This is a genomic window from Enterobacter sp. EGD-HP1 (assembly GCF_000733275.2).
Lineage (GTDB): Bacteria > Pseudomonadota > Gammaproteobacteria > Enterobacterales > Enterobacteriaceae > Enterobacter.
In genome coordinates this window covers 1-14,018 of sequence record NZ_AVOP01000012.1, presented here as the reverse complement: position 1 = coordinate 14,018, position 14,018 = coordinate 1, and the positions used below count along the sequence as shown (strand labels likewise).

The window sequence follows — 14,018 nt, the reverse complement described above, 5'->3', positions numbered from 1 at the left end:
ATGGAAATCAGTCTGTTGCAGGCGCTGGGGTTGGGCATACTCGCCTTTATCGCCGGTCTGGATATGTTTAACGGGTTAACGCACATGCACCGCCCGGTGGTCCTCGGGCCGCTGGTCGGCCTGATTCTGGGCGATCTGCACACCGGCATTTTGACCGGCGGTACGTTAGAGCTGGTCTGGATGGGGCTGGCCCCGCTCGCCGGTGCCCAGCCGCCGAACGTCATTATCGGCACCATCGTGGGTACCGCATTTGCCATCAGCACCAGCGTGAAGCCAGAAGTCGCGGTTGGCATCGCCGTGCCGTTTGCCGTGGCGGTTCAGATGGGGATTACGTTCCTCTTCTCGGTGATGTCCGGCGTCATGTCGCGCTGCGATCGCATGGCGGCCAATGCAGATACAAACGGTATTGAACGGGTTAACTATCTGGCGCTGCTGGCGCTCGGCATCTTCTATTTTCTGTGCGCGTTCCTGCCGATCTACTTCGGTGCGGAACATGCGAAAACCGCCATTGACGTTCTGCCAGCGCGTCTGATTGACGGCCTCGGCGTCGCGGGCGGCATCATGCCAGCCATCGGCTTCGCCGTGCTGCTGAAGATCATGATGAAAAACGTCTACATCCCTTACTTCATTATTGGCTTTGTCGCCGCCGCCTGGCTCAAGCTTCCGGTGCTGGCGATTGCGGCGGCCGCGCTGGCCATGGCGCTGATCGACCTGATGCGTAAATCACCTGAACCGACGGCTCCCGCAGCCCAGAAAGAGGAATTCGAAGATGGCATCTAACCAAACCACCCTGCCGGGCGTGTCTGAAAGCGACGAGACGCTGCTGACCGGCGTGAATGAAAACGTCTACGAAGACCAGAACATCGGTGCCGAGCTGACGAAAAAGGATATCAACCGCGTGGCCTGGCGTTCCATGCTGCTGCAGGCCTCGTTTAACTACGAACGTATGCAGGCCTCCGGCTGGCTGTACGGGCTGCTGCCCGCGTTGAAAAAGATCCACACCAACAAGCGGGACCTGGCGCGGGCGATGAAAGGCCATATGGGCTTCTTTAACACCCACCCGTTCCTGGTGACCTTTGTTATCGGCATCATTCTGGCGATGGAGCGATCCAAGCAGGATGTGAACAGCATCCAGAGCACTAAAATTGCCGTCGGCGCGCCGCTTGGCGGTATTGGCGACGCCATGTTCTGGCTGACCCTGCTGCCCATCTGCGGCGGTATTGGTGCCAGCCTGGCGCTGCAGGGTTCGATTCTGGGCGCGGTGGTCTTTATCGTGCTGTTTAACGTGGTACACCTCGGCCTGCGTTTTGGCCTGGCGCACTACGCTTACCGGATGGGCGTCGCGGCCATTCCGCTGATTAAAGCCAACACCAAAAAGGTCGGCCACGCGGCGTCTATCGTGGGGATGACGGTGATCGGCGCGCTGGTGGCAACCTACGTCCGCCTCAATACCACGCTCGAAATCAAGGCGGGTGATGCGGTCGTCAAACTGCAGGCCGACGTCATCGACAAGCTGATGCCCGCGTTCCTGCCGCTGGTCTACACCCTGACGATGTTCTGGCTGGTGCGCCGCGGCTGGAGCCCGCTGCGGCTAATCGGTATCACCGTGCTGCTGGGCGTTGTCGGTAAATTCTGTCACTTCCTGTAAAAGCAAAGAGGTTGCGATGTTAGGCATTATTTTGACGGGTCACGGCGGGTTTGCCAGCGGGCTTGAGCAGGCGATGAAGCAGATCCTCGGCGAGCAGCCGCAGTTTATCGCCATCGATTTTCCTGAAAACTCCACCACCGCGCGGCTGACCGCTCAGCTTGAGCAGGCGGTGAACGAACTTGATGCGCAGCACGATATTGTGTTTCTCACCGACCTGCTCGGCGGCACGCCGTTTCGCGTGGCGTCAACGCTCGCGATGCAAAGGCCGGGCAGCGAAGTGATCACCGGCACCAACCTGCAGCTGCTGCTGGAGATGGTGCTGGAGCGCGACGGATTAAGCAGCGAAGCGTTTCGTCTGCAGGCGCTGGAGTGCGGACACCGCGGCCTGACGAGCCTGGTGGACGAGCTGGGGCGCTGTCGCGAGGAAGCCCCTGCCGAGGAAGGGATATGAGCCAGGTGCTGCGCGCACGACGGGTGCTGAACGAACAGGGCTGGCTGGACGACCACCAGCTACGCATTGAAAACGGCGCGGTTGCAGCGATTGAACCCATCCCGGCGGGCGTTACGACGCGCGATGCGGAGCTGCTTTGCCCGGCCTATATCGATACGCACGTCCACGGCGGTGCGGGCGTGGACGTCATGGATGATGCGCCTGACGTGCTGGACACTCTGGCGATGCATAAAGCCCGCGAAGGCGTGGGCGCATTTCTGCCCACCACCGTGACCGCGCCGCTGGAGAGTATTTACGCCGCGCTGATGCGTATCGCCCAGCGCAGTCAGTCCGGCGGACCCGGCGCGCAGGTCCTGGGCAGTTATCTGGAAGGACCGTACTTTACGCCGCAGAACAAAGGGGCGCATCCGCCGGAGCTGTTCCGGGAGCTGGATATCGCCGAGCTGGACAGGCTGGTTGACGTTTCACAGAGCACGCTGCGGGTAGTGGCGCTCGCGCCAGAAAAGCCCGGCGCGCTGCAGGCGATTCACCATCTTAAACAGCGCGGTATACGCGTGATGCTGGGCCACAGCGCTGCCACGTACCGGCAAACTCTCGCCGCGTTTGATGCGGGTGCCGATGGGCTGGTTCACTGCTACAACGGCATGACGGGGCTGCATCACAGAGAGCCCGGCATGGTCGGCGCAGGGCTGACGGACAAACGGGCGTGGCTTGAGCTGATTGCCGACGGCCACCACGTCCATCCGGGGGCGATGCGCTTATGCTGCTGCTGCGCGAAGGATCGCGTGGTGCTGATTACCGATGCCATGCAGGCGGCAGGTATGCCGGACGGACGGTATACGCTCTGTGGTGAAGAGGTCTCGATGCAAAACGGTGTGGTTCGAACCGGGTCCGGCGGGCTGGCGGGCAGCACGCTGTCGCTGGATGCCGCGGTCAGGAATATGGTGGAGCATGCGGGCGTAACCGCCGAAGACGCTATCCATATGGCCTCGCTGCACCCTGCCCGGCTGCTGGGCATTGACGGTCAGCTCGGATCCTTAGCCCAGGGTAAACGCGCCAGTGTCATTGCGCTGGACGGGGGTTTACACCTCCAGCAGATCTGGATTCAGGGCCAGGCTCTCCCCCTTTAGCCCTTTCATTGTGTCTCCTGTTGGCCTTACGGCACCCGATCGTAAGGCCTTTCTTTTCCTTTCCTTAAATTTTCCCTTTCCTTTCACGATCACACTTTTCGTTTTATTTCTTTTCTTTCATTGAAGTTTCGATTTCTTTTCTATAGATTTTATTTAACTGCTTAAGTGAACAAGTGAAACGAAACGAAAGATAGCGACACGATTGCCAGCGTCTGATGTGGAATTCACACGACTAAGGACTGAGTTATGCCACAAACCACTACCGCCGCCACAACCGGCACCTGGACCGAGGAAGAGATCCGCCAGCAGCCTGCCAGCTGGATCCGCTCGCTCAACAATATTGATAACCTGCGTGCTTCGATCGACAGTTTCCTGACGCCGCTGCTGCGCAAGGACGATCTGCGGATCGTCCTGACCGGCGCGGGCACGTCCGCCTTTATCGGCGATATCATTGCGCCATGGCTTTCGAGCTACACCGGAAAAAACTTCACTGCCGTCCCGACAACCGATCTGGTCACAAACCCGATGGACTACTTCAGCCCTGCGCATCCGCTGCTGCTGATTTCGTTTGCCCGCTCCGGCAACAGCCCGGAAAGCGTCGCGGCCGTCGAGCTGGCAAACCAGTTCGTGCCGGAGTGCTACCACCTGTCGATTACCTGCAACGAGGCGGGGAGCCTGTACCAGAACGCCGTCGACAGCGATAACGCCTGTGCCCTGCTGATGCCTGCCGAAACGCACGATCGCGGGTTCGCGATGACCAGCAGCATTACCACCATGATGGCAAGCTGTCTGGCGGTGTTCGCGCCGGAAACGATCAATAGCCACACCTTCCGCGACGTGGCAGATCGCTGTCAGGCGATCCTCGCCTCACTCGGTGATTTCAGCCACGGCGTCTTTGGCAGCGAGCCATGGAAACGCGTCGTGTATCTGGGAAGCGGCGGCCTGCAGGGCGCGGCGCGCGAATCGGCGCTGAAGGTGCTGGAGCTGACGGCGGGCAAGCTGGCGGCGTTTTACGATTCCCCGACGGGCTTCCGTCACGGGCCGAAGTCTCTGGTCGATAGCGAAACGCTGGTGGTGGTGTTCATCTCCAGCCATCCGTATACGCGTCAGTACGATCTGGATCTGCTGGCCGAGCTGCGCCGCGATCGCCAGGCCCTGCGCGTCGTCGCCATCGCCGCTGAAAACGATCCGGTCATCGAAGCGGGTCCGCACATCCTGCTGCCGCCTTCCCGCCCGTTTATCGATATGGAACAGGCGTTCTGCTTCCTGATGTACGCCCAGGTCTTTGCGCTGTCCCAGTCCCTCAGCGTGGGCAATACGCCCGATACGCCATCCGCCAGCGGGACGGTCAACCGCGTGGTGCAGGGCGTTGTTATTCATCCGTGGCAGGCTTAAGAGGATCGCACTATGAGCATTATCTCAACGAAATATCTTCTGCAGGACGCGCAGGCAAAAGGCTACGCGGTGCCGGCATTCAACATCCACAACGCGGAGACGATCCAGGCGATCCTCGAAGCGTGCAGCGAAATGCGATCGCCGGTGATCCTCGCGGGCACGCCGGGCACCTTTAAGCATATTGCGCTGGAAGAGATCTACGCCCTGTGCAGCGCATACTCCCACACCTACGACATGCCGCTGGCGCTGCACCTCGATCACCACGAATCGCTGGACGATATTCGCCGCAAGGTGAACGCGGGCGTACGCAGCGCGATGATCGACGGCAGCCATTTTCCATTTGAACAAAACGTGAAGCTGGTGAAGTCGGTGGTCGATTTCTGCCACCTCAACGACTGCAGCGTCGAAGCCGAGCTGGGCCGCCTGGGCGGCGTGGAAGATGACATGAGCGTGGACGCCGAAAGCGCGTTCCTCACCGATCCGCAGGAGGCGAAACGCTTCGTCGAACTGACCGGCGTCGATAGCCTTGCCGTCGCCATCGGCACCGCGCACGGCCTGTATACCAAACGCCCGAAAATCGACTTCCAGCGGCTGGCGGAAATCCGCGAAGTGGTCACCGTACCGCTGGTGCTGCACGGCGCGAGCGATGTGCCGGATGAGTTTGTTCGCCGCACCATCGAGCTGGGCGTGTGCAAAGTCAACGTGGCCACCGAGCTGAAAATCGCCTTCTCTGACGCGGTTAAAGCCTGGTTTGCCGAAAACCCGCAGGGGAACGACCCGCGCTTCTACATGCGGGTCGGCATGGACGCCATGAAAGAGGTGGTCAGAAGCAAGATCGCCGTTTGCGGCTCGGCAAACCGGCTCCTGCTTCCTGCCGAAGCCTGATCCCATCGCGCATTACGTCAATACCTAAAAAATAACTATAAGCCTCGCAAATATGAAGGCGCGTCCTTAAGCCGGACAGCGCCTTCCATTATCCTAAAAATCCGAGGAGTCCCTACATGACACAGGAAAAGTCGTTTAAATCGAAAGCGTGGGAATTTTTCCAAAGCCTGGGAAAGACGTTTATGTTCCCGGTCTCTCTGCTGGCCTTTATGGGGTTGCTGCTGGGTATCGGTAGCTCCGTCACTAGCCCTTCAACTATTAAAAGCTTTCCCTTTCTGGGCGGTGAGTTAACGCAGCTGACCTTTGGCTTTATCGCCATGGTAGGCGGGTTCGCCTTTACCTATCTGCCGCTGATGTTTGCCATGGCGATCCCGATGGGTCTTGCCAAACGCAACAAGGCCGTGGGCGCCTTTGCCGGGTTTGTTGGCTATATGCTGATGAACATGAGCATCAACTACTACCTGACCGCCACCCACCAGCTTGCTGACGCCGCCACCATGAGACAGGTAGGACAATCGATCGTGCTGGGGATCCAGACCCTGGAGATGGGCGTGCTGGGCGGCATCGTGGTCGGGGTGATCACTTACTTCCTGCACGAGCGTTTTCAGGACACCGTGCTACATGACGCCTTTGCCTTCTTTAGCGGCATTCGTTTTGTGCCCATCATTACTGCCCTCACGCTGTCGCTGGTCGGGCTGTTTATCCCGCTGCTGTGGGAATACGTCGCGCTGGGGATTGCCGGAATTGGCCATATCATCCAGAGCACCAGCGTTTTCGGACCGTTCCTGTACGGCGTAGGCGTGCTGCTGCTTAAACCCTTTGGTCTGCACCATATTCTGCTGGCGATGGTGCGCTTCACGCCGGCAGGCGGCATTGAGATGGTCAACGGTCATGAAGTGGCCGGCGCGCTGAATATCTTCTACGCCGAGCTGAAAGCCGGACTGCCGTTTAGCCCGCACGTTACCGCGTTTCTGTCGCAAGGCTTTATGCCGACCTTTATCTTTGGCCTGCCTGCCGTGGCGTACGCCATCTACCGCACCGCGCGCCCGGAAAACCGCCCGGTGATTAAGGGGCTGCTGCTTTCCGGCGTGCTGGTTTCCGTCGTCACCGGTATTTCAGAACCGATTGAATTTCTGTTCCTGTTTATCGCCCCCGCGCTTTACGCCTTCCATATCGTGATGTCGGGCCTGGCGCTGATGGTGATGGCCCTGCTGGGGGTCACCATCGGCAACACCGACGGTGGGATTTTGGATCTGCTGATCTTCGGCGTGATGCAGGGGATGTCGACCAAATGGTATCTGCTGTTCCCGGTCGGTATCGCCTGGTTTGCCATCTACTTCTTCGTCTTCCGCTGGTACATCCTCAAACACGATATCAAGACGCCGGGCCGTGAGGTGGACGCGCAGGGTGCGCAGCAGGCCGTCGAAGCCAACACCCGCGCGCGTGGAAAATCGAAATACGATCACGGGCTTATCCTGCACGCACTCGGTGGCAAAGAAAATATCGAGTCGCTCGACAACTGCATCACCCGCTTGCGCCTGGTCGTGAAAGAGATGGGGCTTATCGATCAGCAGGCGCTGAAAGCGGCTGGCGCCCTGTCGGTGATGGTGCTGGATGCTCACAGCGTTCAGGTGATCATCGGCCCGCAGGTGCAGAGCGTCAAAACCGGCATTGAAGCCTTAATCTAACAGGGGGTTGTTGTGTTTGATTTCGACAAAATCATCGAGCGTAAAAGCGATAAGTGCCGTAAATGGGACCATGCGTTTGTCCGCTCGCGCTTTGGTGATGTCCCGCAGGGGTTTATCCCGCTGTGGATCGCAGACATGGATTTCACCTCGCCGCCAGCCGTTATTGAAGGCTTCCAGCGCATCGTGGAGCACGGCACCTTTGGCTATACCTGGTGCTTCGACGAATTTTACGACGCGGTGATGGCCTTCCAGCGCATGCGTCATCAGGTTGAGGTGGAGAAGTCGTGGATCACCCTGACCTACGGCACCGTCTCCACGCTGCATTACACGGTCCAGGCATTCTGCACGCCTGGCGACAGCGTGATGATGAACACGCCGGTCTACGATCCGTTTGCGATGGCAGCGCAGCGCCAGGGCGTGCGGGTGCTTGCTAACCCGCTGTCCGTGAAGCAAAACCGCTATCAGCTGGATTTTAATCTGGTTGAAGATCAGCTCAAAACCCACCGTCCAAAACTGTGGTTCTTCTGCTCGCCGCATAACCCCTCGGGCAGGATCTGGCGCGCGGATGAGATACGCCAGGTCTCCGATCTCTGTAAACGCTACGGCACGATTCTGGTTGTCGATGAGGTTCACGCTGAGCACATTTTGGACGGCACATTCGTCAGCTGTCTGACCTCGGGCTGTGCCGCACTGGACAACCTGATCGTGCTGACGTCGCCAAATAAAGCCTTCAACCTGGGCGGGCTGAAAACGTCCTACTCCATGATCCCGGACGATTCGCTGCGCCAGCGCTTCCGCCAGCAGCTTGAGAAGAACTCGATTACCTCACCCAATATGTTCGGCTTATGGGGGATTATCCTCGCCTACCAGCACGGCCTGCCGTGGCTCGACGCGCTGAACGGGTATCTGCAGGGCAATGCCCGCTACCTTGCGGACGCCATTCAGACCCATTTTCCGGCGTGGAAGATGATGAACCCGGAATCGTCGTATCTGGCCTGGATAGACGTAAGCGCCGACGACCGCAGCGCCACAGCGTTGACCCAACATTTCGCCCAACAGGCCGGCGTCGTGATTGAAGACGGCAGCCACTACGTGCAAAACGGCGAAAACTACCTGCGGATTAACTTCGGCACCCAGCGCTACTGGCTGGAACAATCCATCAACCGAATGCTGAAGCATTACTGATTAGGATCTTAATCGATGAAAAAAGTGCTCACTCTCTCGCTGCTGGCTCTCTCTGTTTCTCATGGCGCGGTAGCAGCGAACTACGCGCTCAATAACGACAATATTGCTCTGTCGTTTGATGACGCAAACTCAACGGTAGTGGTTAAGGACAATAAGGCAAACCATCCGCTCACGCCGCAGGAGCTGTTTTTTCTGACGCTGCCGGATGAGACAAAAATCCACACCGCGGATTTCACCATCAAGCACGTCGAAAAGCAGGACAATGCAATTGTCATCGACTTTACCCATCCGGACTTTAACGTGACGGTGAAGCTGAACCTGGTGAAGGGAAAATACGCCAGCATCGACTACACCGTTGCCGCAGTCGGCCAGCCGCGAGAGGTGGCGAAAATTACCTTCTTCCCGACGAAAAAGCAGTCTCAGGCACCCTATGTTGACGGCGCGATCAACAGCTCGCCGATCGTTGCTGATTCGTTCTTTATTTTGCCGGACAAGCCCATCGTTAACACTTATGCCTATGAAGCGACCACCAATCTCAACGTAGAGCTGAAAACGCCGATCCAGCCAGAGTCGCCGGTCAGCTTTACCACCTGGTTCGGCACCTTCCCGGAAATCAGCCAGCTGCGCCGCAGCGTGAACCAGTTTATTGATGCCGTGCGTCCACGGCCGTACAAGCCTTACCTGCACTACAACAGCTGGATGGATATCGGCTTTTTCAATCCGTACACCGAACAGGATGTGCTGAGACGGATGGACGAGTGGAATAAAGAGTTTATTTCCGGGCGCGGCGTGGCGCTGGACGCCTTCCTGCTGGATGACGGCTGGGACGACCTTACCGGGCGCTGGCTGTTTGGTCCGGCATTCAGCAACGGTTTTGGCAAGGTACGGGAAAAAGCCGACAGCCTGCACAGCTCGGTCGGACTGTGGCTTTCACCGTGGGGCGGATATAACAAACCGCGCGACGTGCGCGTCTCGCATGCAAAAGAGTATGGGTTCGAAACCGTCGAGGGAAAGCTGGCGCTGTCAGGGCCGAACTACTTTAAGAACTTCAATGAGCAGATCGTTAAGCTTATCAAAAACGAACACATTACCTCATTCAAGCTCGACGGAATGGGCAATGCCAACTCACACATTAAGGGCAGCCCGTTCGCCTCGGATTTTGACGCCTCTATCGCTCTGCTGCATAACATGCGCAGCGCCAACCCGAATCTGTTTATTAACCTGACGACCGGTACCAACGCCAGCCCGTCCTGGCTGTTCTACGCTGATTCAATCTGGCGCCAGGGGGATGACATCAACCTGTACGGCCCCGGCACGCCGGTGCAGCAGTGGATGACCTACCGCGATGCGGAAACATACCGCTCCATCGTGCGTAAAGGTCCGCTGTTCCCGCTGAACTCGCTGATGTACCACGGGATCGTCAGCGCGGAAAATGCCTATTACGGACTGGAGAAAGTACAAACGGACAGCGATTTTGCCGATCAGGTCTGGAGCTACTTCGCGACCGGCACGCAGCTGCAGGAGCTGTATATCACCCCTTCAATGCTGAACAAGGCGAAGTGGGATACCCTTGCGCAGGCGGCGAAGTGGTCCCGGGATAACGCCAGCGTGCTGGTAGATACGCACTGGATTGGTGGCGATCCAACCGCGCTGCAGGTTTACGGCTGGGCATCCTGGAGCAAGGACAAAGCGATTCTCGGCTTACGTAACCCGTCGGATAAGCCGCAGAGCTACTACCTGGATTTGGCGAAAGATTTCGAAATCCCGACAGGCAACGCGGCGCAGTTTAGTCTGAAAGCGGTGTACGGCAGTAATTCAACCGTACCGGAGGAGTATAAAAACGCGGTGGTGATTACGCTGCAGCCGCTGGAAACGCTGGTGTTTGAGGCGATACCTGTTAACTAAAAGGCATATAAAGATCTGTAGGCCGGGTAAGGCGCAGCCGCCACCCGGCAAAACAGCAGGGATTACTCCCCCTGCTGCTCCAGCGCATGCTTATACAGCGCATTTTTTTTCACGCCGTGGATCTCCGCCGCTAATGCCGCCGCTTTCTTCAGCGGCAGTTCCGCCTGCAGCAGCGCCAGCGTGCGCAGCGCGTCGGCAGGCAGCGCGTCTTCCTGAGCTTTATGCCCTTCGACAATCAGCACCATTTCGCCCTTGCGGCGGTTTTCATCTTCTTTCACCCAAGCCAGCAGTTCACCCACCGGCGCGCCGTGGATAGTCTCCCAGGTTTTGGTCAGCTCGCGCGCCAGCACCACGTAGCGGGCTTCTCCCCAGACGGTCACCATGTCTTCCAGGCTTTCCAGCAGGCGGTGCGTGGATTCGTAAAAAATCAGGGTGCGCGGTTCCGCTTCCAGGTCTTTTAACACGTCGCGACGGCCTTTGGATTTGGCTGGCAGGAAACCTTCATAGCAGAAACGGTCCGACGGCAGACCCGCAGCGCTCAGCGCAGCAATTGCAGCACATGGACCCGGCAGGGGCACAACGCGAATACCGGCTTCACGACAGGTACGCACCAGGTGATAGCCAGGATCGTTGATCAGCGGCGTACCGGCATCGGAGACCAGCGCAATGTTCTGCCCCTCTTTCAGCTTCGCCACCAGCGTTTCGGCTTTTTGTTGCTCATTGTGATCGTGCAGAGCAAACAAACGGGCGTTAATCGCGAAATGTTGCAGCAGTAGTCCGGTGTGGCGGGTATCTTCAGCAGCAATTAAATCAACAGCTTGCAGTACGGTGAGCGCACGTTGGGTAATATCAGACAAATTCCCGATAGGAGTAGGTACAATATAAAGCTGGCCTTGAGAATTATCTGCCGTTTCGTGTTGTTTCATTGTTTCGTCCGTATTGCCGATTTAATATTGAGCATTGCGTAAAAAAAATCACTGGATACAGTATGGTACCGTTAACGTTTCTTCGAAAAAAAGCCACGCGCAGCGTGCCGCTTCTGCTGGCAGCCCTGATCTTTGCAGGCTGTGGCACCCAGGCACCTGACCAGAGCACCGCCCATCTTCAGGGTTCTGCTCAGGCTGATTCTGGCTTTTATCTGCAACAAATGTCGCAGAGTTCAAATGATACCAAGACCAACTGGCAATTACTCGCCATTCGTGCACTGCTGAAAGAGGGTAAAACCCAGCAGGCTGCCGAACTGTTTAACCAGTCGCCGAAAGATCTTAACGATGTCCAGCGTCGTGAGCAGAGCCTTCTCTCTGCCGAGCTGAAAGTCGCGCTGAAAGATTACGCCTCCGCGAAGAAGATCCTCGGTGACATCGACGTGAGCGCGCTGGATAAAAATCAGCAGGCTCGCTTCTGGCAGGCGGGCATTACCGCTGAGCAGGGGCGCCCTTCCCTGACGCTGCTCCGCGCCCTCATCGCGCAAGAGCCGCTGCTTGGCGGTGCTGATAAGCAGAAAAATATTGATGCCACCTGGCAAGCGCTTGCCTCTATGACCCAGGAACAGGCGCAGGCACTGGTCATCAACGCCGATGAAAACGTCCTGCAGGGCTGGCTGGATCTGCAGCAGATGTGGTTTAACAACCGCAGCGATCCAAAGATGCTGAAGGCCGGTATTACGGACTGGCAGACGCGCTACCCGCAAAACCCGGGTGCGAAAATGCTGCCAACCCAGTTGGTGAACGTGCAGAACTTTAAGCCAGCGTCCACCAGCAAAATAGCCCTGCTTCTGCCGCTCAACGGCCAGGCGGCGGTGTTTGGCCGAACTATTCAGCAGGGCTTTGAAGCAGCGAAAAACGGCACGACGTCGGTAACCGGCAGTGCGGTTCCCGCCCAGGCGGCTCAGGCGGCTAACGTAAATGATGTTGTCAGCCCGTCCGCCGCAGAGACCAGCGACCTGACCACGGCGCAAGCGCCGGCGCAGGGTACGATGCAAAACCCGGTGACGGCGCCGACGACGCCTCCGGCTACAGCTGCACCGGCTACTACAGCACCTGCTACTCAGGCTCCGACCGAGACGCAAGCAGCGCCAGCGCCTGACGCAACAGCAGAGCAGCCAGCACAACCCGCGGCTCAACCTGCCGCGCAGCCGCAGGCCGTGGCAACCACCAGCGCCAACCCGGGCGCTGAGTTGAAAATCTACGACACCAGCTCGCAGCCGCTCGACCAGGTTCTGGCGCAGGTTCAGCAGGACGGGGCGAGCATCGTTGTCGGTCCGCTGCTGAAAAACAACGTGGAAGAGCTGATGAAGAGCAATACCACGCTGAACGTGCTGGCGCTCAACCAGCCTGAGCAGGTTCAGAGCCGGGCCAATATTTGCTATTTCGCGCTTTCCCCTGAAGATGAAGCCCGCGATGCGGCGCGTCATATTCACGAGCAGGGTAAGCAGGCTCCGCTGCTGCTCATCCCGCGCAGCGCGCTGGGCGATCGCGTGGCCAATGCCTTTGCCGACGAGTGGCAGAAGCTCGGTGGCGGCGTGGTGCTGCAGCAGAAATTCGGTTCCGTCTCTGAACTGCGCGCGGGCGTAAACGGCGGAGCGGGTATCGCGCTTAACGGCAGTCCTGTCACCGCGAGCCTGCCGCAGCAGCAGAGCGTGACGATTGGCGGCCTGACGATCCCTGCCCCGCCTACCGACGCGCAGATTAGCGGTGGCGGTAAAGTGGATGCGGCCTATATCGTTGCCACACCGCAGGAGATCGCCTTTATCAAACCGATGATCGCGATGCGTAACGGCAGCCAGAGCGGCGCAACGCTCTACGCCAGCTCACGCAGCGCGCAGGGCACCGCAGGCCCGGATTTCCGTCTGGAAATGGACGGTCTGCAGTACAGCGAAATCCCGATGCTGGCAGGCAGCAACCCGGCGCTGATGCAGCAGGCGCTGAGTACCGTTCGTAACGATTATTCGCTGGCGCGTCTGTATGCGATGGGTGTCGATGCATGGGCGCTGGCGAACCACTTTACCCAGATGCGTCAGGTGCCGGGCTTTGAGCTTAACGGCAACACCGGCGATCTGACCGCGACTCAGGACTGCGTGATCAACAGGAAGTTATCATGGCTCAAATACCAGCAGGGGCAAATCGTCCCGGCCAGTTAAGCCGTAAAGAGACCGGCGATGCGTGGGAGTTAAAGGCGCGTCGCTGGCTTGAAGGCAATGGACTGCGCTTTATCGCCGCTAACGTCCGCGGGCGTGGCGGCGAAATTGACCTGATCATGAAAGACGGTCAGGTCATCGTGTTTGTAGAAGTCCGCTTTCGACAGTCCTCCCGTTTTGGCGGTGCTGCCGCCAGCGTGACGCTCGCCAAACAACATAAATTATTACAGACTGCCCACTTGTGGCTTGCCCGCCATAATGGGAGCTTTGATACTGTGGATTGCCGGTTCGATGTGATAGCCTTCACCGGAAATGAGATCGAATGGCTTAAAAACGCTTTTGGCGAAGACGCATAATTAAGATTTAAAAGGGATAACGTGCTCGAAAGAATTAAAGTGTGCTTCACAGAAAGCATCCAGACTCAGATTGCCGCGGCGGAAGCCCTTCCGGATGCTATCTCGCGTGCCGCAATGACGCTGGTGCAATCCCTGCTTAATGGCAACAAAATCCTCTGTTGTGGCAACGGCACGTCAGCCGCCAACGCACAGCATTTTGCTGCCAGCATGATCAATCGCTTTGAAACAGAACGCCCGAG

13 protein-coding genes are annotated in these 14,018 nt (G+C 58.2%); 12 read left to right on the top strand and 1 reads right to left on the bottom strand.

Going from position 1 to position 14,018, the window contains the following annotated elements:
• The 9 genes from agaW to N037_RS09110 all read left to right on the top strand — a co-directional run bounded on the left by agaW (position 1) and on the right by N037_RS09110 (position 10,287).
• Positions 1-780: a PTS N-acetylgalactosamine transporter subunit IIC gene (gene agaW / locus N037_RS09150; protein ID WP_032640445.1), complete on the top strand. Its 780-nt coding sequence runs from the start codon at positions 1-3 to the stop codon at positions 778-780.
• The gene (gene agaE, locus N037_RS09145) at positions 770-1,648 is read left to right on the top strand and encodes a PTS N-acetylgalactosamine transporter subunit IID (protein WP_032640443.1); all 879 of its coding nucleotides are present in this window, start codon (positions 770-772) and stop codon (positions 1,646-1,648) included. Before agaW ends, agaE begins: the two co-directional genes overlap by 11 nt.
• Positions 1,649-1,664: 16 nt before the next feature.
• Positions 1,665-2,099: a PTS galactosamine/N-acetylgalactosamine transporter subunit IIA gene (gene agaF / locus N037_RS09140; protein WP_032640441.1), complete on the top strand. Its 435-nt coding sequence runs from the start codon at positions 1,665-1,667 to the stop codon at positions 2,097-2,099.
• A complete protein-coding gene (gene nagA / locus N037_RS09135) occupies positions 2,096-3,229 on the top strand; it encodes an N-acetylglucosamine-6-phosphate deacetylase (RefSeq protein ID WP_032640439.1) in 1,134 nt (377 codons plus the stop codon). The genes agaF and nagA overlap by 4 nt, the downstream gene beginning before the upstream one ends.
• Positions 3,230-3,475: 246 nt before the next feature.
• Positions 3,476-4,624 (top strand): SIS domain-containing protein, encoded by a 1,149-nt coding sequence (locus N037_RS09130; protein WP_032640437.1) that lies wholly within the window; start codon positions 3,476-3,478, stop codon positions 4,622-4,624.
• A 12-nt stretch (positions 4,625-4,636) separates the two neighbouring features.
• Positions 4,637-5,509, top strand: a complete 873-nt coding sequence (gene kbaY / locus N037_RS09125) for a tagatose-bisphosphate aldolase subunit KbaY (protein ID WP_032640435.1) — start codon at positions 4,637-4,639, stop codon at positions 5,507-5,509.
• Between the two features lie 116 nt (positions 5,510-5,625).
• Positions 5,626-7,197 (top strand): maltose/glucose-specific PTS transporter subunit IIBC, encoded by a 1,572-nt coding sequence (gene malX / locus N037_RS09120; protein ID WP_032640433.1) that lies wholly within the window; start codon positions 5,626-5,628, stop codon positions 7,195-7,197.
• Positions 7,198-7,209: 12 nt separating this feature from the next.
• Positions 7,210-8,382, top strand: coding sequence for a MalY/PatB family protein (locus N037_RS09115; RefSeq protein WP_032640431.1), 1,173 nt, complete (start codon positions 7,210-7,212; stop codon positions 8,380-8,382).
• Between the two features lie 15 nt (positions 8,383-8,397).
• Positions 8,398-10,287, top strand: a complete 1,890-nt coding sequence (locus N037_RS09110) for an enterotoxin (RefSeq protein WP_032640428.1) — start codon at positions 8,398-8,400, stop codon at positions 10,285-10,287.
• A 62-nt stretch (positions 10,288-10,349) separates the two neighbouring features.
• Here the strand turns inward: N037_RS09110 and rsmI are convergent, their stop codons facing one another.
• Positions 10,350-11,213: a 16S rRNA (cytidine(1402)-2'-O)-methyltransferase gene (gene rsmI, locus N037_RS09105; protein WP_023309315.1), complete on the bottom strand. Its 864-nt coding sequence runs from the start codon at positions 11,211-11,213 to the stop codon at positions 10,350-10,352.
• A gap of 62 nt (positions 11,214-11,275) precedes the next feature.
• On the opposite strand from rsmI, the gene N037_RS09100 reads away from it, so the two are divergent.
• The 3 genes from N037_RS09100 to N037_RS09090 all read left to right on the top strand — a co-directional run.
• Positions 11,276-13,426 carry a penicillin-binding protein activator gene (locus N037_RS09100; RefSeq protein WP_032640426.1) on the top strand — a complete coding sequence of 717 codons (2,151 nt, stop codon included), beginning with the start codon at positions 11,276-11,278 and terminating at the stop codon, positions 13,424-13,426.
• Positions 13,384-13,779, top strand: coding sequence for a YraN family protein (locus tag N037_RS09095; protein WP_023333573.1), 396 nt, complete (start codon positions 13,384-13,386; stop codon positions 13,777-13,779). The genes N037_RS09100 and N037_RS09095 overlap by 43 nt, the downstream gene beginning before the upstream one ends.
• A gap of 21 nt (positions 13,780-13,800) precedes the next feature.
• Positions 13,801-14,018, top strand: a 218-nt coding sequence (locus N037_RS09090; RefSeq protein WP_032640424.1) for an SIS domain-containing protein, incomplete at its 3' end; no start/stop codon positions are given.